Annotated in this window: 24 protein-coding genes; 12 read left to right on the plus strand and 12 right to left on the minus strand. The window is 72.8% G+C overall.

Translation table 11 applies throughout. The features are described 5' to 3' along the window. The first annotated feature begins 37 nt into the window (after positions 1-37). The 3 genes from DDE18_RS01500 (at position 38) to DDE18_RS01510 (ending at position 3,242) form a co-directional block, all read left to right on the plus strand. Positions 38-1,264 (plus strand): ABC transporter substrate-binding protein, encoded by a 1,227-nt coding sequence (locus tag DDE18_RS01500; protein WP_245916383.1) that lies wholly within the window; start codon positions 38-40, stop codon positions 1,262-1,264. 77 nt (positions 1,265-1,341) lie between these two features. Then, entirely contained in the window at positions 1,342-2,214 is an 873-nt protein-coding gene (locus tag DDE18_RS01505) for a branched-chain amino acid ABC transporter permease (RefSeq protein ID WP_116570969.1), read from the plus strand. Beyond that, entirely contained in the window at positions 2,211-3,242 is a 1,032-nt protein-coding gene (locus tag DDE18_RS01510) for a branched-chain amino acid ABC transporter permease (protein ID WP_116570460.1), read from the plus strand. Before DDE18_RS01505 ends, DDE18_RS01510 begins: the two co-directional genes overlap by 4 nt. A gap of 17 nt (positions 3,243-3,259) precedes the next feature. On the opposite strand, the gene DDE18_RS01515 is transcribed toward DDE18_RS01510, so the two are convergent. Both DDE18_RS01515 and DDE18_RS01520 read right to left on the minus strand, forming a co-directional pair. Beyond that, on the minus strand, positions 3,260-5,128 hold the full coding sequence (locus DDE18_RS01515; protein WP_245916384.1) for a helix-turn-helix domain-containing protein: 1,869 nt from the start codon (positions 5,126-5,128) through the stop codon (positions 3,260-3,262). 92 nt (positions 5,129-5,220) lie between these two features. After that, the gene (locus DDE18_RS01520; protein WP_116570461.1) at positions 5,221-6,027 is read right to left on the minus strand and encodes a 3-hydroxybutyrate dehydrogenase; all 807 of its coding nucleotides are present in this window, start codon (positions 6,025-6,027) and stop codon (positions 5,221-5,223) included. 137 nt (positions 6,028-6,164) lie between these two features. On the opposite strand from DDE18_RS01520, the gene DDE18_RS01525 reads away from it, so the two are divergent. Next, the gene (locus tag DDE18_RS01525) at positions 6,165-7,085 is read left to right on the plus strand and encodes an ornithine cyclodeaminase family protein (protein WP_116570462.1); all 921 of its coding nucleotides are present in this window, start codon (positions 6,165-6,167) and stop codon (positions 7,083-7,085) included. Positions 7,086-7,196: 111 nt separating this feature from the next. Further along, on the plus strand, positions 7,197-7,757 hold the full coding sequence (locus tag DDE18_RS01530) for a class F sortase (protein WP_116570463.1): 561 nt from the start codon (positions 7,197-7,199) through the stop codon (positions 7,755-7,757). 10 nt (positions 7,758-7,767) lie between these two features. Here DDE18_RS01530 and DDE18_RS01535 read toward each other — a convergent pair whose 3' ends face one another. The 4 genes from DDE18_RS01535 to DDE18_RS01550 form a co-directional block, all read right to left on the minus strand. Then, on the minus strand, positions 7,768-8,850 hold the full coding sequence (locus tag DDE18_RS01535; protein ID WP_116570464.1) for a LolA-like protein: 1,083 nt from the start codon (positions 8,848-8,850) through the stop codon (positions 7,768-7,770). 113 nt (positions 8,851-8,963) lie between these two features. Then, positions 8,964-9,734, minus strand: coding sequence for an IclR family transcriptional regulator (locus DDE18_RS01540; RefSeq protein WP_116570465.1), 771 nt, complete (start codon positions 9,732-9,734; stop codon positions 8,964-8,966). A gap of 24 nt (positions 9,735-9,758) precedes the next feature. Further along, on the minus strand, positions 9,759-10,163 hold the full coding sequence (locus tag DDE18_RS01545) for a hypothetical protein (RefSeq protein WP_116570466.1): 405 nt from the start codon (positions 10,161-10,163) through the stop codon (positions 9,759-9,761). A 122-nt stretch (positions 10,164-10,285) separates the two neighbouring features. Then, positions 10,286-11,536, minus strand: a complete 1,251-nt coding sequence (locus DDE18_RS01550) for a vanadium-dependent haloperoxidase (protein WP_116570467.1) — start codon at positions 11,534-11,536, stop codon at positions 10,286-10,288. Positions 11,537-11,760: 224 nt separating this feature from the next. On the opposite strand from DDE18_RS01550, the gene hutH reads away from it, so the two are divergent. Next, the gene (gene hutH, locus DDE18_RS01555; protein ID WP_116570468.1) at positions 11,761-13,353 is read left to right on the plus strand and encodes a histidine ammonia-lyase; all 1,593 of its coding nucleotides are present in this window, start codon (positions 11,761-11,763) and stop codon (positions 13,351-13,353) included. Beyond that, a complete protein-coding gene (gene hutU / locus DDE18_RS01560; protein WP_116570469.1) occupies positions 13,350-15,017 on the plus strand; it encodes a urocanate hydratase in 1,668 nt (555 codons plus the stop codon). Before hutH ends, hutU begins: the two co-directional genes overlap by 4 nt. A 10-nt stretch (positions 15,018-15,027) precedes the next feature. On the opposite strand, the gene DDE18_RS01565 is transcribed toward hutU, so the two are convergent. The 3 genes from DDE18_RS01565 to DDE18_RS22735 form a co-directional block, all read right to left on the minus strand. Further along, a complete protein-coding gene (locus DDE18_RS01565; protein WP_116570470.1) occupies positions 15,028-15,903 on the minus strand; it encodes an HpcH/HpaI aldolase/citrate lyase family protein in 876 nt (291 codons plus the stop codon). Between the two features lie 10 nt (positions 15,904-15,913). Further along, a complete protein-coding gene (locus DDE18_RS01570; protein WP_116570471.1) occupies positions 15,914-17,005 on the minus strand; it encodes an HpcH/HpaI aldolase/citrate lyase family protein in 1,092 nt (363 codons plus the stop codon). Positions 17,006-17,083: 78 nt separating this feature from the next. Next, positions 17,084-17,227 (minus strand): hypothetical protein, encoded by a 144-nt coding sequence (locus tag DDE18_RS22735; RefSeq protein WP_165820977.1) that lies wholly within the window; start codon positions 17,225-17,227, stop codon positions 17,084-17,086. 57 nt (positions 17,228-17,284) lie between these two features. Here DDE18_RS22735 and DDE18_RS23915 point away from each other — a divergent pair, with 57 nt between their 5' ends. Beyond that, on the plus strand, positions 17,285-17,407 hold the full coding sequence (locus DDE18_RS23915; RefSeq protein WP_281258318.1) for a hypothetical protein: 123 nt from the start codon (positions 17,285-17,287) through the stop codon (positions 17,405-17,407). Between the two features lie 122 nt (positions 17,408-17,529). Here the strand turns inward: DDE18_RS23915 and DDE18_RS01575 are convergent, their stop codons facing one another. From DDE18_RS01575 to DDE18_RS01585, 3 genes are all read right to left on the minus strand, one after another. Then, positions 17,530-18,630 carry a class I SAM-dependent methyltransferase gene (locus tag DDE18_RS01575; protein WP_116570472.1) on the minus strand — a complete coding sequence of 367 codons (1,101 nt, stop codon included), beginning with the start codon at positions 18,628-18,630 and terminating at the stop codon, positions 17,530-17,532. A 104-nt stretch (positions 18,631-18,734) separates the two neighbouring features. Continuing rightward, positions 18,735-20,336 (minus strand): LuxR C-terminal-related transcriptional regulator, encoded by a 1,602-nt coding sequence (locus DDE18_RS01580; protein ID WP_116570473.1) that lies wholly within the window; start codon positions 20,334-20,336, stop codon positions 18,735-18,737. Positions 20,337-20,404: 68 nt separating this feature from the next. Continuing rightward, positions 20,405-20,974, minus strand: coding sequence for a DnaJ family domain-containing protein (locus DDE18_RS01585; protein WP_116570971.1), 570 nt, complete (start codon positions 20,972-20,974; stop codon positions 20,405-20,407). 94 nt (positions 20,975-21,068) lie between these two features. Between DDE18_RS01585 and DDE18_RS01590 the strand changes: the two genes are divergently transcribed. From DDE18_RS01590 to hutI, 4 genes are all read left to right on the plus strand, one after another. Further along, positions 21,069-22,184: a PLP-dependent cysteine synthase family protein gene (locus DDE18_RS01590; RefSeq protein ID WP_116570474.1), complete on the plus strand. Its 1,116-nt coding sequence runs from the start codon at positions 21,069-21,071 to the stop codon at positions 22,182-22,184. 130 nt (positions 22,185-22,314) lie between these two features. Then, the gene (locus DDE18_RS01595; protein ID WP_116570475.1) at positions 22,315-23,529 is read left to right on the plus strand and encodes an allantoate amidohydrolase; all 1,215 of its coding nucleotides are present in this window, start codon (positions 22,315-22,317) and stop codon (positions 23,527-23,529) included. Further along, complete coding sequence (locus DDE18_RS01600) at positions 23,526-24,854, plus strand: formimidoylglutamate deiminase (RefSeq protein WP_116570476.1); 1,329 nt, start codon at positions 23,526-23,528, stop codon at positions 24,852-24,854. The genes DDE18_RS01595 and DDE18_RS01600 overlap by 4 nt, the downstream gene beginning before the upstream one ends. Continuing rightward, positions 24,851-26,020, plus strand: coding sequence for an imidazolonepropionase (hutI, locus tag DDE18_RS01605; protein WP_116570477.1), 1,170 nt, complete (start codon positions 24,851-24,853; stop codon positions 26,018-26,020). Before DDE18_RS01600 ends, hutI begins: the two co-directional genes overlap by 4 nt. Positions 26,021-26,215: the final 195 nt, after the last annotated feature.

Raw genomic sequence — 26,215 nt, forward strand, 5'->3', positions numbered from 1 at the left:
TCACGAGAGAGAAGGAACCATGAAGAGGAAAGCAGCCGTGAGCGCCGCCGTCCTGTCTGCCGGAGCGCTGCTCCTGTCCGCCTGCGGCCAGGGTGGTCCCGGCTCCGACGGCGGTGCCATCTCCGACGACAAGCTCGTGCTGGCAGTGCTCAACGACCAGTCGGGGGTCTACAAGGACCTGTCCGGCCCCAACAGCGTGAAGGCCGTCGAGATGGCCATCGCCGACTTCGAGGAGAAGCACGGCGACGACGCGGTGACCTCCGAGATCGAGGTCGTCTCCGCCGACCACCAGAACGAACCCGACGTCGCCAACACCAAGGCGCAGGAGCTCTACGACCGCGAGCTGGCCGACGTGATCCTCGACGTCCCGACCTCGTCGGCCGCCCTGGCCGTCGCCAACCAGGCCAAGACCAAGCAGAAGCTCTTCATCAACGTGGGCGCGGCCACCACCGAGCTCACCGGCGAGCAGTGCAACAAGTACACGTTCCACTGGGCCTACGACACCTACATGCTCGCCAACGGCACCGGCGCCGCGGTGACCAAGGAGGGCGGCAAGAACTGGCAGATCATCTACCCCGACTACGCCTTCGGCCAGGACATGGAGAACTCGTTCACCGCCGCGGTCGAGGCCGCCGGCGGCACCGTCGGCGGGACCATCCCGACGCCGTTCCCCAACGACAACTTCGCCACCTTCCTCACCAAGGCCGCCGCCAAGAACCCCGACGTCATCGGCACCATGCAGGCGGGCGGCGACCTCGTGAACCTGGTGAAGCAGTTCAACGAGGCCGGGCTCGCCGACAAGGGCATCGAGCTCGCCGTGGGCCTGATGTTCATCACCGACATCCACTCGCTCGGGGTCGAGCAGTTCGCCGGCACCAGCTTCACCGACGCCTGGTACTGGAACATGGACGAGGAGTCCCGCGCCTGGGCCGACCGGTTCCTCGAGGAGACCGGCACCCGCCCGTCCTTCGCCCACGCAGCCAACTACTCGGCCGCCACGCAGTACCTCGAGGCCGTGCAGCGCGCCGGGACCGACGACGCGGACGCCGTGGTCGGGGAGCTCGAGGGCCTGGAGGTCGACGACGTGTTCCTCCGCAACGGCGAGATCCGCGCCGAGGACCACCGCGTCATCCACGACGCCTACCTCGCCCGGGTCAAGTCCCCCGAGGACGTCACCGAGGACTGGGACTACGAGGAGATCGTCACCACCATCCCGGCCGAAGAGGCCTTCCGCCCCGTGGAGGAGTCCGGCTGCTCGATGTGACCTCGCCGAGGGGTGCGCCGGCCACAGGCCCGGTGCGCCCCTCGGAGCGGGACCTCGTCCAGAGCGAAGGGATGGCGATGAACGAACTGCTGCAGTACACGATCCAGGGCCTGGCCGCGGGCAGCTTCTACGCGCTGGCCGCCCTCGGCCTCGCGGTCATCTTCGGCGTCCTCGGCGTCGTCAACTTCGCCCACGGCGCCTGCTACATGCTCGGCGCCGTCGTCGCGGCGGTGCTCCAGGACACCCTGGGCCTCGGCTTCTGGCCGGCCCTGCTCGTCGTGCCCGTCCTGCTGTTCCTCTTCGGAGTCGTCATCGAGCGGCTGCTGGTGCGGTGGCTCGTGGGCCTCGACCCGCTCTACAACTTCCTGCTCACCTTCGGCCTGACCCTGCTGCTGGTCGACCTAGTCAAGCGGCAGTACGGCGTCTCCGGGCTGCCCTACGAGCGGCCGGAGGTCCTCACCGGGCAGATCGAGGTCGGCGGTGTCGGGCTGCCGATCTACCAGCTCTTCGTGTTCGGCTTCTCGCTGCTCATCTGTGCGCTGGTCTGGCTGCTCATGACCCGGACACGCGTGGGCATGATCGTGCGGGCTGCCACCGAGCGCTCCGACCTCGCCCGCGCGCTCGGGATCAACGTCGGCCGCTGGGTCACGCCCGTCTTCGGCTTCGGCATCGCGCTGGCCGGCATCGCGGGCGTGCTCGCGGCGCCGTTCCGCGCCATCACCGCCGACATGGGCAGCAACTTCATCATCATCCTGTTCGCCGTCGTGGTCATCGGCGGGCTCGGCTCGATCGTCGGAGCCGTCGTGGCCGGGTTCCTCGTCGGGCTGGTGGAGGCGTTCGGCCAGGCCTACGCCCCGACGTACGCGCAGATCATGATCTTCGTCCTGATGGCCGTCGTGGTGCTCGTGCGCCCCGCCGGCCTCTTCGGCCGCGAGGAGGCCGCCCGATGAGCAACGACGTGACGAGCGGTGCCACCGCGCACCTGGACCTGCCGACCGACGACGTGCACGTGTCGGCGACCACGCCCCGGCGGTCCGGGCTGCGGTGGCTGCTGCTGGCGGCCGGCCTGGTAGTCGCGCTGGCGCTGCCGTGGTTCATCTACCCGCCGATCGCCATGGACATCGCCTGCTGGGCGCTGTTCGCGATCTCCCTCGACATCCTGCTCGGCTACTGCGGGCTGCTGTCCTTCGGGCACGCGGCGTTCTGGGGCGGCTCCGCCTACTGCACCGGGCTGGTGGCCGTCCACTACGGCGTCCCGTTCCCCGTCGCGGTCCTGGCGGGCATGCTCTTCGCGATGCTCATCGCCGTGCCCATCGGCTACCTCTCGGTGCGCGCGACGGGCATCTACTTCGCGATGGTCACCCTGGCGTTCGCGCAGATGATCTACTTCATCGCCAACCAGTGGCGCGACGTCACCGGCGGCGAGAACGGGCTGCAGGCGGTGCCGAAGTCGTTCTTCGGGATCGAGCTGGTCGAGACCGAGTCGTTCTACTTCTACTACGCCGCGCTGCCGATGATCCTGCTGGGCATGTGGGCGGCCTGGCGGATCGTGCACTCGCCGTTCGGCCGGGTGCTCGTCGCGATCCGCGACAACGCACCCCGCGCCCGCGCGCTGGGCTACGACGTCGAGACGTACAAGGTGGTCGCCTTCGTCCTCTCCGCCGGCCTCGCCGGTCTCGCCGGTGGGCTCTTCGCGATCAGCCACGGCTTCGTCTCCCTGCAGGAGGTCAACTGGACGACCTCGGGCAAGGTCGTGCTGATGGCCGTGCTCGGCGGGATCGGCACCCTGTGGGGCGGCGTGGTCGGAGCCGGCTTCATCGTGGTCCTCGAGGACTACATGGCGTCGTCCGGCTTCGAGGGGATCGGCATCGTGACCGGGTCGGTCTTCGTGGTCGTGGTGCTGCTGTTCCGCCGGGGGATCTGGGGCACCCTCGCCCACCACCTCGGCCGCCGGCGACAGGCTGGCACGCGCGACTGAGGCGCCAGCGCGGGGGCTCAGGGCCGTACGACGAGCCGGTGCAGGCGCAGCGCCAGCTGCACCTCCAGCTGGCGCTCGGGCTCCTGCCACCCGTCGCCGAGCAGCATCCGGACCCGGTCGAGCCGCTGGGTCACCGTGTTGACGTGGACGTGCAGGTCGGTGCGGGTGCGCACCAGGTTGGCGCCGTTTCGGAAGTAGGCGTCGAGGGTCTCCACCAGGGCGGTGCCGCGCTCCTCGTCGTACGCCAGGACCGGACCGAGGACGGCCTCGACGAAGCCGGCGACGTCGGGCCGGTCTCCGACCAGCAGCCCGACGAAGCCCAGCTCGTGGGCGCGGACGCGCTCGCCGGCGCGTCCCAGGGCGACGAGCGCGTCGAGGACACGACGGGCCTCGTCGTGAGCGGCTGCGACGTCCTGCGGTCCGGAGACCGGACCGGAGACGCCGGCGGTCAGGGGCTCGGCCGCGACGACCTGGACGGCCTGGGCGACCAGCTCGCCGACGGCGTCGGAGTCGGAGCCCGGCAGCAGGAGCACCAGCCGGCCGCGGTGCAGCACGGAGAACCCGCCGTTGCGGGAGGCGAGGTGCTCGGTGGCCTGCGCGAGGCGGGACCGGTCGCCGGAGACCTCGGCGACCACGACGACGTGGTCGCGGTCGAGGTCCGCGCCCAGCACCCGCGCCCGGTCGCGGAGGTCGGCGGGGTTGCGGTCGGCGGAGGTGAGGAGGTCCTGCAGCAGCTCGCCGCGCACCCGCCCCTCCGCCTCGGCGACGTTGCGGCGGAAGAGCAGCAGCAGGGCGGTCACCATGGCGGCCCGCTCGAGGATCCGGCGGTCCGCCTCGTCGAGCGGAGCTGCCCGGCGCAGGCCCAGGGAGCCGAGCAGCTCGGTGCCCGCCAGCACCGGCGCGGCCGCCACGCCAGAGCCGTCGACGGTGCGGCTGGAGGCCACCGCCTCGACGAAGACGGCCAAGTCGTCGTCGGGCAGGGCCTTCCCGTGGGCGGTGGTGGTGAGCACGGCAGCGGCCGGGTCGAGCAGGGTCACCTCGCCCCCCAGCACCTCCGCCACCACGGCCGCGACGTCGTCGACGCCGCCGCCCCGGACGAGCAGGGCGGTGAGCCGGTCGTGCGCGGCGGCCGCCCGCTCGACGCTTCCGCTGTGGACGCGCAGCTGCTCGCTGGTCACCTTCAGCTCCGCGAGCGCCGCCTGGGTCTCGGCCAGGAGCCGGGCGTTGTCGATCGCGATCGCGGCGTGCGCGGCGAGCGAGACGAGCAGCGCGGTGTCGGCGCGCGTGAACGGGCGCACGCACCGGTTGGCGGCGTAGAGCACGCCGATCACCCGCTTCCCGAGCGTGAGCGGGACGCCGAGGATCGACACCAGCCCCTCGTCGGCGACGGCCGAGTCGATGCCCTGGGTGTGCCGGAAGCGCTCGTCCTCGAAGTAGGACGCGGTGGCGTAGGGCGTCGCGGTCTGCGCGACGAGCCCCCCGAGACCGGCGCCCATCGGGAGGCGCACCTGCCGGAACTCCGCCGACGTGCTGCCGTCGGTGATCCGCATGTAGGTGTCGCCGCGCTCGTCGTCGTTGAGGGAGAGGTAGGCGATGTCGCTCTGCAGCAGGGCGCGGGCGCGCCGCACGATGGCGGCGAGCACCTCGTCGAGGTCGGTGAGCGCCGCGAGGTCGCTGGCGGTCTCGTAGAGCGCGGTGAGCTCTGCCTCGCGGCGGCGCCGGGACTCCAGCACGCCCCGCACCTGCAGCGCCATCGCCTTGGCGTGCTCGAGGGCCGCCAGCGTCTCCTTGTCGGCGCCGGCCACCCGCGCCGCCAGCAGCGGCGCCTCGAACTCCACCGGCGACGCGTCGCGCGCCAGCAGCTCGAGGAATTCCGCTCCGGTCACGTCGAGCATTGTGTCCGACGGCACGCCCGTCGGCTGCGGGAGGCGGGCCCGGGCGCCGTCCCGCGTCGCCGGCAGCGGTCCCGTCCCGGACATCAGCGGGCCGACCAGCCGCCGTCCAGCACCAGGTTCGCGCCGGTCATGTACGACGCCTCCGGGCTGCACAGGTAGGACACCGCGGCCGCGACCTCGTCCGGCTCGATGAGCCGCTTGATCGCCGAGTTCTTCAGCAGCACCTCGCCGACCACCCTCTCCTCGGAGAGGTCGTGGACGCGTGCCTGGTCGGTGATCTGCTTCTCCACGAGCGGGGTGCGGACGTAGCCGGGGTTCACGCAGTTGCTGGTGACGCCGTGCTCGGCCCCCTCGAGGGCGACCACCTTGGAGAGGCCCTCGAGACCGTGCTTGGCGGCGACGTACGCCGACTTGAACGGGCTGGCCCGGAGCCCGTGGGCGCTCGAGACGTGGACCACCCGCCCCCACCCCGCGGCGTACATGTGCGGCAGGGCCGCCCGGGTCAGCAGGAAGGGTGCCTGCAGCATCAGCCGGACGATCAGGGCGAAGCGCTCCGGCGGGAACTCGTGGACGGGGCTGACGTGCTGGACCCCCGCGTTGTTGACCAGGATGTCGACGTCGAGGCGCAGCTCTGCCAGCGCGTCGACGTCCGAGAGGTCGACCACCCACGGCTCGCCGCCGATGCGGTCGGCCACCGCGCCGGCCCGGTCGGCGTCGATGTCCGCGACCACCACTCCGGCACCCAGGTCGGCCAGTCGGACGGCGACCGCGGCCCCGATCCCGCTGCCTGCCCCCGTGACCAGCGCCCTGCGTCCGGCCAGGTCCGGCCCGGTGAGGCGCTGTCCAGTGCCGGACGGTGCGGGGCCCGTCCCGGCAGCCGGTGTCTCCATGGTCACGAACCTAGATCGGGGCCTGGGGGTTGTTGATGGTGGTGACCCACACAGTTGGGCCGCCGGCGATGTGGTCGCCGACGGGTGCCGCTCCTGCCACCCCGCTGATGACTGACGCTGATGACTAGGGTGCGCCCATGACGTCCCTGAGCTGGCTGGACCGGGACCAGGTGCGCGAGCTGATGCCGTCGGTGGAGGAGCAGCTCGACCTCGTGCACGAGACGTACGTCGCGTCCGCGCGCGGGCGGGTCGAGCTGCCGCCGAAGCCGGGGCTCCACCCGCGCGAGGGTGCCTTCCTGAACGCGATGCCGGCGTGGCTGATGGACCGTGACGTGGTCGCGATGAAGTGGGTCTCGGCCTTCCCGGCCAACGCCTCGCGCGGGCTGCCGACGATCAGCGGGCTCATCATCGTCAACGACCCGGAGACCGGGCTGCCGGCCCTGGTCATGGACGCCGAGGAGATCACCGCCATCAGGACCGCGGTGGCGAGCGGGGTGGCCGTCCGGCATCTCGCCCATCCCGGCTGGCAGCGGGTGGCGATCCTCGGCTACGGCGCGCAGGGACGCAGCCACGCGGCCGTGATGCGGGTGCTCCACCCCGACGTCGAGGTCGTGGCGTGGGGTCCGCGCCTCACGGCACCCGGGCACGGCATCGAGGTGGCCCCGGACGCGCGCAGCGCCGTCGAGGGCGCCGACGTGGTCATCACGAGTGGTCCCATGCGGGGCGAGCCCGCCCCGGTCGTCGATCCGGCCTGGCTGTCACCGCGGTGCCTGGTCCTGCCCGTGGACTACGACGCGCAGGTGCGTCCCGAGGTGTCGATGGCCGCGGACCTCTTCGCCGTCGACGACGTCCCCCAGTTCGAGTCGTTCGTCGAGAGGGGCTCGTTCGCCGGCTGGGCCGCGCCGCACGGGACGCTGGGCGAGGCGCTGCTGACGGAGCCGTCGGGCGTCCTGCGGCTGGTGTGCAGCCTCGGAGTCGGCTCGATCGACGCGGTCATCGCCGGCGAGGTCTGGGAGCGCGAGAAGGTCGCCCGGATCGGCCTGCCGCTGCGGTCCTGACCCGGCCTGGGCATCCGGCCGGTCTAGAGCGCCGGCCGACTCCGGCATAACCGCTACCTGGACCGCCGTGCGGGGCTACCGTGGCTGGATCCCCGTCGACAGGAGGTCTCCGTGCGCGCGCTCGCCACAGCGTTGACCTCGCTCGTCCTGGGCATGTCCGGGCTCGGTGCGGGCGTTGTCGCGTCGGCCTCGGCAGCACAGCCGGCCGTGTCGACCGTGTCGGCCGCCGAGTCGGTCGACCCCACTCCTCGCGCCGCAGGCTGGCCCCGGCTCTCCATCCCCCGGCTCCGGGTCAACACCGCGATCATCCCGGTGGGCATCACCCGCGCCGGGCAGCTCGCCGTCGGGCCGAGCGTCACGGCCGTCTACACCTGGAAGCACGGCGTGCGCCCGGGGCAGCGCGGCAGCGCGGTCATCGCGGGGCACACCTGGTCGCGCGGGCACGGTGTGTTCGACGAGCTCGGCTCGATGCGGGTGGGCCACCGCTTCACCGTCGGACGGCACACCTTCCGGGTGAGCCAGGTGCAGCGGGTGCACAGGATGTCGGGAGCCGACGTCCGGGGCCTGTTCTCCGACCGCGGCAAGCCCCGCGTCGTCCTCATCACCTGCGGCGACCGCACCGCTACGGGCGTCTACCGGACGCGCATCCTGGTGCACGCCCGCAAGGTCTGACGTCCCACCCTCAGTGCGTCCGCCGCGCGTCGGACCCCCCACTGCCCGTGCGCGGTGAGGTGCACCCGGTCGACGGGCACGGACCCACGGCCAGGTCCACGCTGCCGGCCGCCCCGGGACCCACGGTGAGCAGGATGCGCAGGGGCCCGTCGTACGTGACCGGGAACGGCGTGTTGGCGAAGGTGTAGCTGCCGTCGCCGCACCCGTTGGGGGAGCCCTTGCCGCAGGCGATCGGGTGCTCGCTGGTGAGCGATGCCTGCCACACGTCCGCCGCCATCGTCGACCCCGAGGCGACGAGGTAGTGGGGGGCCGCGCCGGCCTCGACGCGCGCCGTCATCCACCGGCCGGGGTCGGTGACGGTCCACGTCCGCGGCGGCTCGCCCGCCTGCATCGGCGGCAGCTCGAGGATGGTGCGAGCGCGGACCAGGGCGCTCTCGACTCGAGGCTCGCCGGTGGTGAGGCTCTCGATGTAGGTGTACGTCCGCGTCTCAGGCGTCGGCCGGATCCCCGGGTGGTCGCCGTCGAAGAAGACAGGCGGACTCCACGTCGGGGTCGGCGCCTCGGTCTGCACGTAGACGCGTTGGCCGGCCTCCTGGTGGACCCGGAACGCGGTGAGGAAGCCTCGGTCGCCCCTGTGTGGCTGGGCCGGGCCGTCCACGACGAGGGGGCGGACGCGCAGCCTCGTCAGCTGCAGCCGTTCCGGTCGGGCATCGCCCCGGCAGGGGGTGTAGGCGATGACGTGCCAGCCGCGGCGGCGCAGGCGGTGGAAGCCGAACTCGTCGGCCGGCAGGGGCCGCCCACCGACGCGCCTCACGGTGTACCGGCTGCAGCGGTCGGAGTAGGCCGACAACGGGTACAGCTCCGCGAAGGGTGCCACCCGGTCCCCGTCCCGCCCGCGGAACCGGATCGCCACGGGCGAGCCGTCCCTCAGCCGCACCGGGCCGTCGCCGTATTGCCGGACCACCGTGCGAGGTGCCTCGGGGACGGCGGGGGAGCGAGGGGAGGCGGTGGGCTCGGCGGGGGACGCCGAGAGCGGCGCGGGGGTGAGCAGGGCGGCGAGCAGGACGGCTGCGGCCAGTCGGTGTCGAGGCATGGGTCCCTCCCAGGAGCGGTGAGCCAGCGTAGTGGCGCCGGATCGCCGCCGCAGGGCATTTCCCGGGCTGGTCCAGCCCCGCGCCTCAGGACCTCGGTGGACGTGCGCGTGGGCTACGTGCCCCGGCCCGCCCGCCCGCTGGGGGCGAGCCGCCGCGTCAGCTGGTCGGCGGTGGCACGCACCGCTGCGGCGGCCGCCTCGAGGTCGGCCTCACCGGCGGGGAAGGTGAGTGCCACGGCTGCCACCGGCTGCCCGTTGTGGTCGAGCACCGCCACGGCCACGCTGGCCAGGCCCGGGGTCACGTCCCCGTCCTCGATCGCGTGTCCGCGCTGGCGGGTCTCGGAGAGGACGGTGCGCAGGGCGGTCGGCGAGGAGGGCCCGGTGCCGTGCCGGTCGACGAAGGCGCTCTTGTCCGGATAGAGCGCCCGCACCTGGCTGGCCGGGAGGGCGGCGAGGATGGCCCGCCCGCTGGCGGTCAGGTGGGCCGGCAGCCGCACGCCGACGTCGGTGACGAGCGGTGGCCTGCCGGGCGCGCGCTCCTCCAGCACATAGAGCACGTCACGCCCGTGCGGCACCGCGAAGTGGCCGTTGTGACCGGTCCGGTCGACGAGCGCGGCGAGTGGCCGCCGGGCGATCCGCTGGAGTGGGGCCTGGCGCGAGAACCCGCTGCCCACCTCGAACGCCGCCACCCCCAGCCCGAACCGCTGCTCCTCGGGCAGGTGCACGACGAAGCCCTCGTCGACCATGGCGCCGAGCAGGTGGTACGCCGTGCTGCGCGGCAGGTCGCACGCCCGCATGATCCGGTCGAGCGGCACCGGGTCCGGCTGCGACGCCAGGAACCGCAGCACCCTCAGGGCGCGCGTCGCGGCAGGGACCTGGCTCATGGCCCGTCATCCTGCCCGAGGGGCTCAGGCCTGGCGCGGCGGGTTCCTGCGCTCGTCCTCGTCGTGGATGGTGTCGGGGTCGTAGGACTGCGACTTGTGGTCGACGTCGGGGTCGAGCCGGTCGGCGGCCCGGACCCGCTCGTCGTGCGCGGCCGCCTGCTCGTCGACCCGCTCCTGTGCCTCGGCCGCCTGCTCCTCCGCCCGCCTGGCCTCGGCCTTCGCCTCATCGGCGCGCAGCTCGGCTTCCTTGGCCCGCGCGGCTGCGTCGGGGAGCGACTCGCGGCGCCGCTCGGCCTCGGCCCGCAGCTCGTTGGCGCGGGCCCGGTCGGCCTCGGCGCCCTTCTTCCGCATCATCACGACCGCCAGCGCGATGAGCGCGAGCACCACGACGGCGATGACGACGGTCCAGATGATCTGCTCGGTGGTCATCCCACACCTCCCTCGCCACTGCATTCCGCAGCGGTGTGCCACGGCGGTACCCGAGGCAGAGGCGACCCATGCCCTCACGAGGGGGGTGCCCGGGCCGTGGGACCCGTCACGGTCGGGTGCTTTTAGTCGATGAGCGTCATCACCCGGTGGGCCGTCTCGTGGCCGAGGACGTAGGTGTCCTCCATGCCGTCCCGGAAGTGCAGCCCGCCCCATATCCGGGCATGCAGGGCGTCGTGCTCGAGCGCGCTGAGGTTGGCGTAGGGCCGCTCCAGGAGGCCGGCCTTGAGCAGCAGCGGCGTGCTCTCGCCCAGCGTCAACCGGACCACCTCGGCGAACGCCGCCGTGGCGCTGCCGTGCCCGCTGGGGTAGTCGGAGTACGCGGGGTTGGCGACGAGCGGGGTCCAGCCGGGCTGGGGAGCGGTGGCGGGGTTGCCGTCGTCGGCAGCCCTGGCGATCGCCTGGAACGGGCGCCAGTAGCCGAGGTCGTACTTCAACCGCCAGGTCCGGATGAACGTGTCCGACTGGGCCGCGTCGATGCGTGCGAACAACCTGGTGGTCGCGAGCAGCCCGAGCGGATGAGCGTCGAGGTAGGTGCACAGGGCGCTGCGGTACATGGACACCGGGTTGTTGGCGAAGAAGAGGGCGATGTCCTTCTGCGCCTGAGTCCGCTCGGCAGATGCCGTGGAGCCGAGGCGTCGCACCTCGTTGTAGTCGGCTGCGTACGCCGCGCTGCCGAGGGCGTCCGGTCCGTCCACGGGGACGGTGGAGTCGAGCACGACCGGCCGCACGAACCCGAGCCAGGCCGCGGCCATCGCGCCGCCTGGGACGGGCTGCCAGATGCCGATGGCTTCCGGCTTGCTGTAGACGATGCTGGCGTTGTCGCGGCCGTCGCCCACGCGCGACGCGATCATCCGGGCCGCGGCGGCGCGACCGAGCCGCACGCCCTTGGCCTCCGCCGGGCCGTCCGGCACCGTCGCCAGTGAGGCAGCGAGGTCGGCGTCGAGGTTCGCGCGCGAGGCCGGGCTCTTGAAGTACTCCCAAAGGACGTCGTGCGCGGCCGTCGCCACGGCGGCCGTCTCAGAGGTGTGGCCACGCTGCAGGGCCTCGCCGGCGGCGTCGTGGACGGCCAGGGAGGTGAAGGACAGGTAGAGGGAGCCGACCGGGGGCGCGAGGGCACCCTCGGTGTAGACGGTGCGGACGGCGATCCGCTGCCAGGCGACGGCGACTGCCGCGGCGTTGGAGTCGACCTCACGGCCGACCCCGCGGCGCGGCTCCGGGGCGGTGTGTCCCGGGAGGACGAGGCTCGCGGTGAGGAGGGGAGCGAGGGCCAGGGTCAGGCCGAGCGCCACGGAGGCGCGAGGACGGGTGCGCATGGGAGCCTTCCTTTCGCTGCAGTTGCCGGGCGCCCGAGAGCTTCCCCGCGAGCATCCACGCTAGGGCCAGCCCGGAGTGCCAGGCATCCCCACTGTGGGCGGTTTCGGTGCGCACACCCGGGGCGCTCGCCGATGCCCAGGATCCGCCCCGATCGTCTCGGATCCGAGACAGGCAACGGCTCTGGACGCTGGTCGCGGGTGGCCCGCGGGGCTTTCATGGAGGCATGAGCACTTCCCCTACTCCCGTGGCCGCGAGCCCTGTCACCGGAGACCTGTCCGTGGTGCCCGTCGGCACCGGCCCGATCTCGTTCGCCGACGTCGTGGCGGTCGCCCGCGAGGGCGCCCCCGTCCGGCTCACCGACGACGCGCTCGCTGCGATCGACCGGGCCCGGGGCCTGGTCGACGAGCTGGCGGCCGCGCCCACCCCGGCGTACGGCATCTCCACCGGGTTCGGCGCCCTGGCCACCCGCCACATCCCCACCGAGATGCGCGCCCAGCTGCAGCGCTCGCTGGTCCGCTCGCACGCGGCGGGCTCCGGCCCCGAGGTGGAGCGCGAGGTGGTGCGGGCACTGATGCTGCTGCGGCTCTCGACGCTCGCGACGGGCCACACCGGCGTACGTCGTGAGACGGCGCAGCTGCTCGCCGACCTCCTCACGCACGGGATCACCCCGGTCGTGCGGGAGTACGGCTCCCTGGGCTGCTCCGGCGACCTTGCGCCGCTGGCCCACTGCGCGCTCGCGCTGATCGGCGAGGGGGAGGTGCGCGACGCCACCGGCACGCTGATGCCCGCCGCCGAGGCTCTCGCCGCTGCCGGCCTCGCTCCGGTCGAGCTCGCCGCCAAGGAAGGGCTCGCGCTCATCAACGGCACCGACGGCATGCTCGGCATGCTGGTGCTCGCGATCGAGGACCTGCGCCGGCTGCTGAGGACCGCCGACATCGCCGCCGCGATGAGCGTCGAGGGCCAGCTCGGCACGGATCGCGTCTTCGCGCCGGAGCTGCAGGCGCTCCGCCCCCACCCCGGGCAGGCGCTCTCGGCGGCCAACCTGGTCGCCCTGATGGCCGACTCCGGCGTCGTCGCCTCACACCGCGGGCCCGACTGCAACCGGGTGCAGGACGCCTACTCGCTGCGCTGCTCCCCGCAGGTCCACGGGGGTGCCCGCGACACGGTCGATCACGCCGCGACGGTGGCGTCCCGCGAGCTGGCGTCGGCGGTCGACAACCCGGTGGTCCTGCCCGAGCAGGGGAGGGTCGAGTCCAACGGCAACTTCCACGGCGCGCCCGTCGCCTACGTGCTCGACTTCCTCGCGATCGTCGCCGCCGACGTCGCCTCCATCAGCGAGCGCCGCACCGACCGCTTCCTCGACAAGACCCGCAACCACGGGCTGCCGCCCTTCCTCGCCGGGGACCCGGGCGTCGACTCGGGGCTGATGATCGCGCAGTACACCCAGGCGGCGATCGTCTCGGAGCTCAAGCGGCTCGCCGCCCCGGCGTCCGTCGACTCGATCCCCTCCAGTGCGATGCAGGAGGACCACGTCTCGATGGGCTGGTCCGCCGCGCGCAAGCTGCGCCGCGCCGTCGACGGCCTCACCCGCGTCGTGGCCATCGAGGTGCTCACCGCGGCCCGCGCCCTCGACCTGCGCGCCCCGCTGGAGCCGTCACCCGCCACGGGCGCCGTCGTCCGGCTGCTGCGTGACGCCGGCATCGCCGGGCCCGGCCCCGACCGCCACCTCTCACCCGAGATCGAGACCGCCGTCTCGCTCGTCGCCTCCGGGGCGGTGCTCGCCGCCGCCCAGTCCGTGATCGGAGAACTCGCATGACCTCCACCCCTAACCCCCGCCTGCCCATCCACGCCCCCACCGGCACCGAGCTGACCGCCAAGTGCTGGCAGACCGAGGCGCCCCTGCGGATGCTGATGAACAACCTCGACCCCGAGGTCGCCGAGCGTCCCGAGGACCTCGTCGTCTACGGCGGCACCGGCAAGGCGGCCCGCAGCTGGGCGGCGTACGACGCGCTCGTGCGCACCCTGCGCGACCTGGAGCCCGACGAGACCATGCTCGTGCAGAGCGGCAAGCCCATCGGCGTGATGCGCACCCACGAGTGGGCGCCGCGCGTGCTGATCGCCAACTCCAACCTGGTGGGCGACTGGGCCAACTGGGAGGAGTTCCGGCGGCTCGAGGAGCTGGGGCTGACGATGTATGGCCAGATGACGGCCGGCTCGTGGATCTACATCGGCACGCAGGGGATCCTGCAGGGCACCTTCGAGACCTTCGCGGCGGTGGCGGACAAGTCGTTCGGGGGCACTCTCGCCGGCACGATCACCGTCACCGCCGGCCTCGGTGGCATGGGCGGCGCCCAGCCGCTGGCCGTGACGATGAACGACGGCGTCGCGATCTGCATCGAGGTCGACCAGTCGCGGATCACCCGGCGCATCGAGCACCGCTACCTCGACGTCCAGGCGGACTCGCTCGAGCACGCGCTGTCACTGGCCGTCGAGGCGCGCGACGCCCGGCGACCCCTGTCGATCGGTGTCCTCGGCAACGCCGCCGAGCTGCTGCCGCGGCTGCTGGAGATGGACGCGCCCATCGACATCGTCACCGACCAGACCTCGGCCCACGACCCGCTGTCCTACCTGCCGGTCGGCGTGCCCTTCGAGGAGTGGCACGACCGCGCGGCGGCCGACCCCGCGGCGTTCACGAAGGAGGCGCAGGCCTCGATGGCGGCGCACGTGCGGGCGATGGTCGAGTTCCAGGACCGCGGTGCCGAGGTCTTCGACTACGGCAACTCCATCCGGGACGAGGCGCGCAAGGGCGGCTACGACCGCGCCTTCGAGTTCCCCGGCTTCGTGCCGGCCTACATCCGGCCGCTCTTCTGCGAGGGCAAGGGCCCCTTCCGGTGGGCGGCCCTCTCCGGTGACCCGGCGGACATCGCGGCCACCGACCAGGCCATCCTCGAGCTCTTCCCGGAGAACGAGCGGCTGCGGAAGTGGATCACCCTGGCGCAGGAGCGCGTCCACTACCAGGGCCTGCCCGCCCGCATCTGCTGGCTGGGCTACGGCGAGCGCCACCTCGCCGGCCTCAAGTTCAACGAGATGGTGGCGAACGGCGAGCTCAAGGCGCCGATCGTCATCGGCCGCGACCACCTCGACTGCGGGAGCGTCGCGTCGCCCTACCGCGAGACCGAGGCGATGCTGGACGGCTCCGACGCCATCGCCGACTGGGCCCTGCTCAACGCACTCGTCAACACGGCCAGCGGCGCCACCTGGGTCTCGATCCACCACGGCGGCGGCGTCGGCATGGGCCGCTCCATCCACGCCGGCCAGGTGTGCGTCGCCGACGGCACCGAGCTGGCCGCGCAGAAGATCGAGCGCGTCCTCACCAACGACCCCGGCATGGGAGTCATCCGCCACGTCGACGCCGGCTACGAGCTCGCCGCCGACGTCGCCGCCGAGCGTGGCGTACCCATTCCGATGCAGGAGGGCTGAGCGGGCGGGCTCAGTCCTGCAGCGCCTCGATCGCCTCGGCGATGGCGAGCGTGCGCTTGGCCGACTCGACGTGGAGGTTCTCCACCATCCGGCCGTGGTAGGTGACCACGCCACCGGTCGCCGACTCGAAGGCCTCGATGAGGCCGCGGGCGTCCTCGACGGCCTGGGCGGACGGGGCGAAGCCCTCGTTGGCCGGCTCGACCTGGCCCGGGTGGATCAGGGTCTTGCCGTCGAAGCCCATCTGGCGGCCCTGCTCGACCTCGGCCTGGAAGCCCTCGGCGTCCTTCACGTCGTTGTAGACGCCGTCAATGATCACGATCCCTGCGGCGCGGGCGGCCAGCAGGGCCAGCCCGAGGCCGGTGATCACGGGCTGGCGGCCGGGCACGTGCTCGGCGTACAGCTCCTTGACCAGGTCGTTGGTGCCCATCACGAAGCCGGTCAGCCGCTCGTGGGCCTGCGCGATCGAGAGCGCGTTGAGCATCGCGATCGGGGTCTCCACCATCGCCCAGAGCTTCGTCTTCTCCGGCGCGCCGGCGGCCTCGAGGGCGGCGACGAGCTGGTGCACCTCCTCGGCGGAGTTGACCTTGGGGACGAGTACGACGTCGGGGCCGGCCGCCGCGGCCGCCTTGATGTCCTCGTCGTGCCACTCGGTGCCGATGCCGTTGACGCGGATGATCAGCTCGCGGCGGCCGTACTCACCCGACTGCACGGCCGCAGCCGCGGCCTCGCGGGCGGCAGGCTTGGCGTCGGGGGTGACGGCGTCCTCGAGGTCGAAGATGATCGCGTCGGCCGGGATGGTCTTCGCCTTCTCCAGCGCCCGCTCGTTGGAGCTGGGCATGTAGAGGACGGAGCGGCGTGGCCGGAAAACGGGGGAGGAGTCGGTCATGAGGGGCCTCTCAGTCCAGGGTGATGGCGTCGTACTGCGCCTTGAGCTTCGGGTCGATGGCGGCCAGCTCCTCGGCCAGCTGCACCATCACCAGGCACTGCTTGAGGGAGGCGTCGTCCTCCATCTTGCCGTCGAGCATCACCGCGCCGGTGCCGTCGCCCATGGCGGCGACGACGCGGCGGGCGTGCCTGATGTCCTCGACGGACGGGGAGAAGACCCGGTTGGCGATCTCGATCTGCTTCGGGTGGAGCGACCACGTGCCGACGCAGCCGAGCAGGAACGCGTTGCGGAACTGGTCCTCGCACGCCACCACGTCGGCGATGTCGCCGAACGGCCCGTAGTAGGGGTAGATGCCGTGCATCGCGCACGCGTCGACCATCCGCGCGATCGTGTAGTGCCAGAGGTCCTGCTGGTACGTCGTGCGGTCGGCGTCGATCTGCGCCGTGCCGTCGTCGCCGCGCGGCGGGTCCTGCCGGACGAGGTAGCCGGGGTGGCCGCCGCCGACGCGGGTGGTCTTCATCCGGCGGTCGGCGGCGAGGTCGGCCGGGCCGAGGGAGAGGCCCTGCATGCGCGGGGAGGCGCCACAGATCTCCTCGATGTTGGCCACGCCGCGCGCGGTCTCCAGGATCGCGTGCACGAGGATCGGCCGGGCCAGGCCCGCCTTCGCCTCGAGCTGGGCGAGGATCCGGTCGATGTAGTGGATGTCCTCGGCGCCCTGCACCTTCGGCACCATGATCACGTCGAGCTTGTCGCCGATGGCAGGGACCAGCGTGGTCAGGTCGTCGAGCACCCACGGGCTGTCGAGCGCGTTGATGCGCGTCCAGAGCTGGGTCGAACCGCTCTGTCCACCAAGATCGGCGGTCTCCTGTGCGATCCGCACCAGGCCCTCGCGCGCGGCGACCTTGTTGTCCGCCTTGACGGCGTCCTCGAGGTTGCCGAGAAGCACGTCGACGGTGCCGACCATCTGCGGGATCTTCGCCGCCATCTTCTCGTTGGACGGGTCGAAGAAGTGGATCGCCCGGCTGGGACGGGCGGGGATCTCCGTCAGGGGCTGGGGGGCGCCCACGGCGAGGGGGCGGAAGAAGTCCTTGGCTGAACGCATGGTGCGGAAACTACCCCGGCGGCGCCCCCCGCAGGTATGGCGAAGATCTCGCCGGGAAGAGCTCCACGACGCGGCGCGTCAGTCGAACTCGCCGGCCGCGTCGCCGAAGTAGCCGAGCTGGGTGAGGACCCCGTCGTCCTCGAAGGCCTGGATGATTCCCAGGTCCTCGACGACCATCCCGGCACGCAGGTGGAGCCGCTGGAACTCCTCGCTGGCGGTCATGGTGGTCAGTGCCTGTGCCGGGCCCTTGATCAGGAAGAACCCCTGCAGGTCTCCGCCGTGGGGGTTGAGCAGGACGGGCTCGAAGCCCTCGATGGTCCCGTCCTGCTGGCGCTCGCCGTAGTAGGTGACGGCGTCGTTGAAGACGTCGAGGACGCGCTTCTCCGCCCGCGGACCGGATGACCCCAGCCGATGAAGAGCGCTGATTCGGACATGTCATTGCCTGCCTCTCGGGTGGCGCAGTGAATGCCCGACGCTAGGGGCGGCCCGCGCCGCCGGTCATCACCCATCGAGGGGACGCGCGATCAGGGGTGGGCGACGAAGTAGGCGTTGAAGGGGTCCTCCTCCAGGTCGTGCACCGTCACGTCGGCGAACCCCGCCTCGTGCAGCATCCGCTGGGCCGTCTCGACCCCCCAGACCGTGCCGAGCCCGTCGCCGCCCTGCGCGAGGGAGACGGACATGCAGTGGGTCGTGGAGATGGCGTAGAGGAAGGACGCCCACGGCAGGTCGAGGTTGTCCTCGAGGTTGCTCGAGGCCGAGATGTCGACCATCAGGAAGGTGCCGTCGGGCCTGAGCGCCTCGCGCACGCGGCCCAGCACGGTCGCGGGGTGTGCCTGGTCGTGGATGGCGTCGAAGGCGGTGACCAGGTCGAGGGAGCCGGGCTCCGCGACGGAGGTCGCGACGTCGCGCTCGACGAAGGTGGCGTTGTCCAGTCCCCACGCGGCCGCCTCCTCGCGGGCACGGGCGATCGCCTCCGGACCGAAGTCCAGCCCGGTGAACGTGCTCGCCGGGAACTCCCTGGCCAGCAGGTTGATCGCGTGTCCCTCTCCGCAGCCGAGGTCGGCGACCCGGATGCCGGCGCGCAGCCGGTCGACGAGTCTCGTCAGCGGGATGATCGTGTCGAGGAGCGACGCGTCGTTGACGGCAGCGCTCTCTGCGGCCATCAGGTCGTGGAAGCCGGGGTAGTCGTCGTACGACGGGCCGCCGCCGTGCCGGAAGGCCTCGACCACCTTCGGCTGCACCAGGCCCATCAGCGCGACGTACCGGGTCATCCGGGCGAGGTTGTCGGGGGAGCCGCCGGTGAGGAACGGCGCGTGGTCGGGACGGAGGCGGTAGGTGTCGTCGGTGGGGACGTACTGCACGAAGCCCGCGGTCACGACGCCGCCGAGCCACTCGCGCACGTAGCGCTCGTCGAGACCCGCGGCGTCGGCGAGCTGCGCGGAGCTGACTGGCGGCAGCGACGCCAGGGTGTCGAACAGTCCGAGCTCGTGGCCGAGGCTCGCGAGTGCGCAGATCGCGCCGTCGTTGAGGATGCCGATGAGCCGGGCGGCGACCTCCTCGGGGTCGGCGCCGGACGCGCCGGTGAGGTCGGGGACTGTGCTGGTGGGTGCGTCGAGGGTGGTCATGGTGTGCCTCCGGGTGGGTTGCTGGTCACTCGAAGCTAGGAGCGCGGGTGTGGGCGGCGCGTCGGGCGAACGCCCCATCCGGTACGCCGCGGCGTGGGGTCTGCTCAGACCAGCCCGTGCTCCCGGGCCCAGGCCGCTGCGGCGGTGCGGGTGCTGACCCCGAGCTTGGTGTAGACGCTCTCGAGGTGGCGGCTGACGGTCTTGTCGCTGATGGCCAGCGCGGTTGCGACGTCGCGGTTGGTGCCGCCGCGCGCCACCTCGACCAGCACGTCGATCTCGCGGGAGGTGAGGCCTCCCGGACGGGAGGCCGCAGCCAGGCGGTCGAGCTCGGCCGTGGCCCCGAGGCGGGCGTGGATGGCCCGGGCGGTGGCCAGGCTCGCCTCCGCGGCCAACTCCTGGCCCAGGCTCCGCAGGGCCTGGGCCAGCAGCTCGTGGACGAGCGCGCCGGCGTGCTGGTGCCGTTGCACCCGGTAGGACTGAGCCGCCCGCTGGAGCAGGGGCACGGCGTCGGCGGCGCGCTCCTGCGCGAGCAGCACCCGGGCCCGGGTCGTGTCGGCGTCGGCCCTCAGGCCCGGCGTACCGAAGTGGGCTGCCGTCGCAGCCAGCTCGGTGGCCAGCTGGCAGGCCCAGTCACGCTCGCCGGCCGCCAGGGCGATCGCGACGGTCGCGGTGAGCAGCCGGGCGCGGCGCAGCGGGGTCTCGCCCGCGAGCGCGATCCGCAGCGCCTCCATCGCCTCCCCGGACCGGCCACCGGCGTGCAGGAGCTGGGCCTCCCCGGGCTGCGGCTCTATGCCGAGCGACCGCGCCCGGACGTAGCACCGCCGCGCCTCGTCGGGACGCCCCCGCAGCCGATGGACCTCGCCGAGCTCGTAGAAGCCGGCGCCCGCCAGCCAGCCGTGGGCGCCGACCAGGCCCTCGCTGAGGCCGCCGAGCTCGGTCTCGACCGTGTCCCAGTCGCCCTCGGCCCGCAGCAGCTGCAGCTGGTGGAGGCGGGTGACCCCGGCGTACACGAACGTCTCGGACAAGGGCCTGGCCCAGTGTGCGAGGGCATCGGTCCAGGCGCGCATCCGGGGCAGGTCGCCGAGCTCCTCGCACAGGTGGATGACGGTGCAGTAGATGTCGCCGCCCCACATCGCGTCGACGTGGCCGCTGATGACGGGCAGCATCGCCTGGTCCAGGTCGTCGAAGCCACGGAGCTCGCCCCGCAGGACGGCGGCCATGCCACGCAGGGTCTGCGCGAAGACCAGCAGGCTCCTGTCGCCGAGTCGTCCGGCCAGCCCGAGGAGGTGGCCGGCCGCCTGCTCGGCCTCGTCGCCGAGCCCGCTCACGGCCAGGTCCGAGGAAGCGGCGAGGTAAATGGCGTAGCCGTGCACGACGCTCGGTGGCTGTGTGGCCAACAAGCCGTCGGCCCGCTTCAGCCAGGCCGTCGCCAGCGTGATGTCGCCCCGAGTCGCCCACAGCATGCCCACCCGGAGCGCCCGGTCCGCGGCGCGCAGGGGCTCACCGCCGGCGGCCAGCCGCTCGTAGACCTCCTCGGAGACGGCAGTCGCCTCCGGCACGTCGCCCAACCACCAGCAGGCCTCCGAGAGCAGCTCGAGCTCGGAGGTGGTGAGTGTGAGCCTCGACCGAGCCAGCCCGTCGCGTGCGGCGCGCCAGTCGTGACGGGCGAACGCCTCCCTGGCCGACGCCACCGGATCGGAGGTCATTCCACGAGTGTGGGCCCGCGTCTCCCGGTGCGGCAATGGCCCGTGCGGCCCCCTTGCCCGGCCCCAGGTCAGTCGGCTCGCCGGCGGAAGAGCCGACGCCGCGGCCGGTCCCCCTTCCCGACGGCAGTGCGCTCACGGCGTATGGCGACGGCCTGCGCCTGTCTGCGCGCGTCGCGCCGCTCCCGCCACCGCTCGACCTCCGCCTCGACGTCGCGCTTGGGCGTGACGACCGGCGGCCAGCCGTGCGTGGTGTAGAGGGCGTGGTGGACCCGCGCGTTGAACTCCTCGACCTCCTTGCGCACCAGCGCCTCGGTCGTGAGCGCGTCGAGCCGGTCGTCGAGCTCGGCGTCCTCCTTGCGCAGCGCGATCGCCGGCGGCAGGACGCTGATCTGCTCGCGCTCGACGAGCTTCTTCAGCCACCAGTCGGGATCGTGCTCCTCGCCCAGCTCGATCGGCTTGCCGGCCCCCGGCAGGTCGTCGAACTCGCCGCGCCGCTGGGCCGCCTGGATCTGCTGCTCGACCCACTGGGTCTGGTGACGGATCCGCTCGGCCGCAGCCGACCGGCCCGTGCGCTCGTCGCGCTCGGGCTCGCGGTGGCGCGTGTCGCGGTCCTCGCCCGCTGGCTCTTCGTGTGGCATCGAGATCACCCCGGGTCCCACGGTACGACGCGGCGGGTGGCCGGCCTGCACACCGAACCCGGTTGCGCCGCGGCCACCCGACTACGGTGAGCACATGACCGGCACGACGCCCCGCCCCCTCGTGGAGCACGAGGCCGTACGCCGCGGCGAGCGCGCGTGGGTGGCCGACGCGATCCACCGCCTCAAGTCCGACATGAACCGCTCGGCGGACACCCACCTCGTCGGCGTACCCATCCCGGCGCTGCCGGGCGTCGACCTCTACCTCAAGGACGAGTCGACCCACCCGACCGGCTCGCTCAAGCACCGCCTCGCGCGGTCGCTGTTCCTCTACGGGCTGTGCAGCGGCCTGATCCACGAGGGCACGCCGGTCGTGGAGGCCTCCAGCGGCTCGACCGCGGTGAGCGAGGCGTTCTTCGCACGGATGCTGGGGCTGCCGTTCACGGCCGTGATGGCGCGGTCGACCTCTCCCTCGAAGGTGGAGCTCATCGGGTTCTACGGCGGCAGCTGTCACTTCGTCGACGAGCCGTCGCAGGTCTACGAGGAGGCGCGGCGCCTGGCGTCCGAGACCGGCGGACACTACATGGACCAGTTCACCTACGCCGAGCGTGCCACCGACTGGCGCGGCAACAACAACATCGCGGAGTCGATCTTCGAGCAGATGGCCCTCGAGCGGCACCCGATCCCCGCGTGGATCCTGGTCGGCGCGGGCACCGGCGGGACCAGCGCGACCCTCGGGCGCTACGTCCGCTACCAGTGCCACGACACGAAGGTCGCCGTGGTCGACCCGGAGAACTCCGTCTTCTTCCCCTCCTACCGCGACGGCTGCCTCGACGAGTGGAGCGGCCAGCCGTCGCGGATCGAGGGGATCGGCCGGCCCCGCTGCGAGCCGTCCTTCCTGCCCGACATCGTCGACCGGATGGTGTCCGTGCCGGACGCCGCCTCGGTGGCTGCGTCGCACTTCCTGCGGGCGCGGACCGGCCAGCTGGCCGGCCCCTCGACGGGCACGGCGCTCTACGCCGCGACCAAGCTGGCCTGCGAGATGGGCGCTGCGGGCACGGAAGGATCGATCGTCACCCTGATGTGCGATACGGGCGTCCGCTACCTGCACACCTACTTCGACCGTGACTGGGTCGCCGACCAGGGCTGGGACCTCGCCCCCTACCTCGCCGTCCTGGACCGGGCCTGGGACCACGGGGAGTGGACCGGCTGAGGGCTTTCGGTGGTCGAGTAGCCGCCGAGGAACGAGGCGGCGTATCGAGACCATCGAGACGTCTCGGATCCGAGACGCTTGACGGCTGCGCCGCGTTGACCGGCGTACTCGCACCCGGTGGACTCTCCTCATGGCCTTCGAGGAGATGTGGCGCGACCTGCAGCCGATCGGACGGTCGGCCTCCTCGGGCGGCTACTTCCGCCAGCCGTGGACGTCCGCCGAGTCGGAGCTGCGGGCCTGGTTCCTCGAGCAGGCGCGCGCCCGCGGGCTCGAGCTGGAGATGGACCAGCTCGGCAACGTGGTGGCCTGGTGGCACCCGCCCGGACTATCCCGGCGGGGGGACGCGATCGTCACCGGCAGCCACCTCGACAGCGTCCTCGACGGCGGTGCGTACGACGGGCCGCTGGGCGTCGTCTCTGCCCTGGCTGCGGTCGACCTGCTCCGGGAGCGGGGCTTCGAGCCCGTGCGCCCGATCGGGGTGTCGGTCTTCGTCGAGGAGGAGGGCTCGCGCTTCGGGCTGGCCTGCCTCGGGTCGCGGCTGGCGACCGGCCTCACCGGCTGGGCCAGGGCGCGCGAGCTGCGCGACCGCGACGGCGTGTGGCTGCCCGACGCCGTCGAGGCAGCGAGCCTCCCCGTCGAGCCGGACAACTCGCCCGCGGCGTGGCTGACCCCCGAGCGGGTGGGCACCTTCGTCGAGCTGCACGTCGAGCAGGGCCGCAACCTCGTCGACCGGGGCGTCGCGATCGGGGTGGCGAGCGAGATCTGGCCGCACGGCCGCTACCGCTTCGACTTCGCCGGGGAGGCCAACCACGCCGGCACGACCCGGATGGAGGACCGGCGCGACCCGATGCTCACCTACGCGATGACCGCGCTGGCCGCCAACAAGCAGGCGCGGCTCGCCGGTCAGCGCGCGACCTTCGGGCGCGTCGAGGTGACTCCCAACGGCACCAACGCGGTGCCCTCGCACGTCACCTCCTGGCTCGACGCCCGCTGCTCCTCCGACGCCGCCCTGGCCGAGCTGGTCGAGGCGATCGAGAAGCAGGCGGCCGACCGCGCGGACCGCGACGGCACGTCGCTGGTCGTCACCGCGGAGTCGGTGTCCGCCGCGATCGCCTTCGACCCCGGGCTGGCCGCCTACCTCGCCGCCCTCGGCGACTGGCCGATCATCCCGACCCAGGCCGGCCACGACGCCGGCATCCTGTCGGCGGCCGGCATCCCGACAGCCATGCTCTTCGTGCGCAACCCCACCGGCGTCTCGCACTCGCCGGCCGAGCACGCCGACATGGCCGACTGCCTCGCGGGTGTCGAGGCGCTCGCAGCAGTCCTCGGAGGCCTCGCCTCGTGACGGCGTACCTCCTTGAGCGCGCCTGGGTCGACGGCGCCTTCCACGACGACGTGCTGGTCGAGATCGCGAACGGCCGGTTCGCGACGGTTGCAACGGCGACGAACCCGCAGGACCCCCGGCGGGCCGGCGAATCGGTCCGGGTCCCCGGCCTCACGATCCCCGGGCTGGCCAACTGCCACAGCCACGCCTTCCACCGCGCCCTGCGGGGGCGGACGCAGCGGGAGCGGGGGTCGTTCTGGACCTGGCGCGAGCAGATGTACGCCGTTGCCGAGCACCTCGACCCGGACCTCTGCCTCGCGCTCGCCCGCGCGACCTACCGCGAGATGGCATCGGCCGGCATCACGGGCGTGGGGGAGTTCCACTACCTCCACCACCAGCTCGACGGGACGCCGTACGCCGACCCCAACGAGATGGGGCTCGCGCTCGTCCAGGCCGCGCGCGAGGCCGGCATCCGGATCACGCTGCTCGACGCCTGCTACCTCAGCAGCGGCTTCGGCGCGCCGCCCGAGGGCGTCCAGAGGAGGTACGCCGATCGCGACGCCGCCGCGTGGGCGGACCGCGTGGCGGGTCTCGGCGGGTTCGAGAAGGTCGGCGCGGCGATCCACTCCGTCCGGGCGGTCCCGGCCGACCAGCTCGGCGAGGTCGTCGCGGCGGCGGCAGGGCGGCCGCTGCACGTGCACCTGAGCGAGCAGGTCGCCGAGAACGAGGCCTGCGCCGCGGCGTACGGCGTGACGCCCACGAGGCTGCTGCACGACCACGGCGCCCTCGGACCCGGCACCACGGCCGTCCACGCCACGCATCTCACCGGCGACGACATCCGGCTGCTCGGCGGCGCGGGGGCGCACGCCTGCTTCTGCCCGACCACCGAGCGCGACCTCGGCGACGGCATCGGGCCGAGCCGGCGCCTGCACGACGCCGGCGCCCGGCTCACCCTCGGCTCGGACAGCCACGCGGTCATCGACCTGTTCGAGGAGATGCGCGCCGTCGAGCTCGACGAGCGGCTCGCCACCCAGCGGCGCGGCCACTGGAGCGCGGCCGAGCTGCTGGCAGCAGGCACGGCCACCGGCCACGCGAGCCTCGGCTGGGCCGACGCGGGGGAGATCGCCGTCGGCGAGCGCGCCGACCTGGTCACCCTCGACGCCGCCAGCGTCCGCACGGCCGGCACGGGGCGCGACGAAGGAACGGTCGTCTTCGCGGCGACGGCCGAGGACATTACCCAGGTGATGGTCGACGGCCGGATCGTGGTGCGGCAGGGTGACCGCGAGCAGATCGCCCGCGAGCTCGACGAGGCGATCGCCCGCGTCTGGGAGAGGGTGAAGGAGTGACCAGCACCGTCATCACCGGCATCGGCGAGCTGGTGACCAACGACCCGGCTCGCGACGGGCTGCTCGGCCTGGTGCAGGACGCGGCGGTCGTCGTGGAGGGTGGTCGCATCGCCTGGGTCGGCTCCGCGGCCGACGCCCCGGACGCCGACGTCGCCGTCGACGCCGGCGGTCGCGCCGTCATCCCCGGCTTCGTCGACAGCCACAGCCACCTCGTCTTCGCGGGCGACCGGGCGGCCGAGTTCAGCGCCCGGATGACGGGCGAGCCCTACACCGCCGGCGGCATCCGCACCACGGTCGCGGCCACCCGCGACGCCACCGACGAGCAGCTGACCGGCCACGTCGCCCGGCTCGTCCGCGAGATGCTGCGCCAGGGCACCACGACGGTCGAGATCAAGAGCGGCTACGGCCTGACCGTGCGGGACGAGGCACGCAGCCTCGCGGTCGCGCGCCAGTTCACCGACGAGACGACCTTCCTGGGTGCCCACGTCGTGCCCGCCGACCTCGAGCCCGCGGCGTACGTCGACCTCGTCACCGGCCCGATGCTCGCCGCCGCCGCGCCGCACGCGCGGTGGATCGACGTCTTCTGCGAGGACGGCGCCTTCGATGTCGACCAGGCCCGGACCATCCTGGCTGCCGGCACCGACATCGGCCTGCGCGGCCGCCTCCACGCCAACCAGCTGACCTACGGCGGTGGGGTGCGCCTGGCCGCCGAGCTGGGCCTCGTCGCCGTCGACCACTGCACCTTCCTGGCCGACGCCGACGTCGACGCACTGCGCGACGCTGGCACGATCGCGACGCTGTTGCCGGGAGTGGAGTTCTCCACCCGACAGCCCTATCCCGACGCCCGCCGCCTGATCGACGCCGGCGTGCGGGTGGCGCTCGCCAGCGACTGCAACCCCGGCTCCTGCTTCACCAGCTCGGTGCCGCTGTGCATCGCCCTCGCGGTCCGGGAGATGCGGATGAGCCCGGCCGAGGCGCTGTACGCCGCCACGGCGGGCGGCGCCGCGGCGCTGGACCGCGACGACGTCGGCTCGGTCGCGCCGGGCAAGCGCGCGGACCTCGTCCTCCTCGACGCGCCGTCGTACGTCCACCTGGCCTATCGCCCCGGCGTCCCGCTGGTGGCCGGCGTGTGGCAGGGCGGGCGGCCGGTGCACCCGGCCGTCTGAGGTAGGCGACCGACCGCCGGCGGAGGCATCTGAGGTAGGTGGGCGCTGGCAGATAAGGCACCAGCCGATGTCCCGCCCTACCTCAGCGACGGAATCTCTTCTCAGCCCACCGAAGGGCACATCGAGAAGGAGAACCACACCATGTTCGCAACGGACAGCTTCCTGAACGCCGAGCTCGCCTATCGCGAGACCCGG

It is taken from the genome of Nocardioides gansuensis (assembly GCF_003076135.1).
Taxonomy (GTDB): Bacteria; Actinomycetota; Actinomycetes; order Propionibacteriales; family Nocardioidaceae; genus Nocardioides; species Nocardioides gansuensis.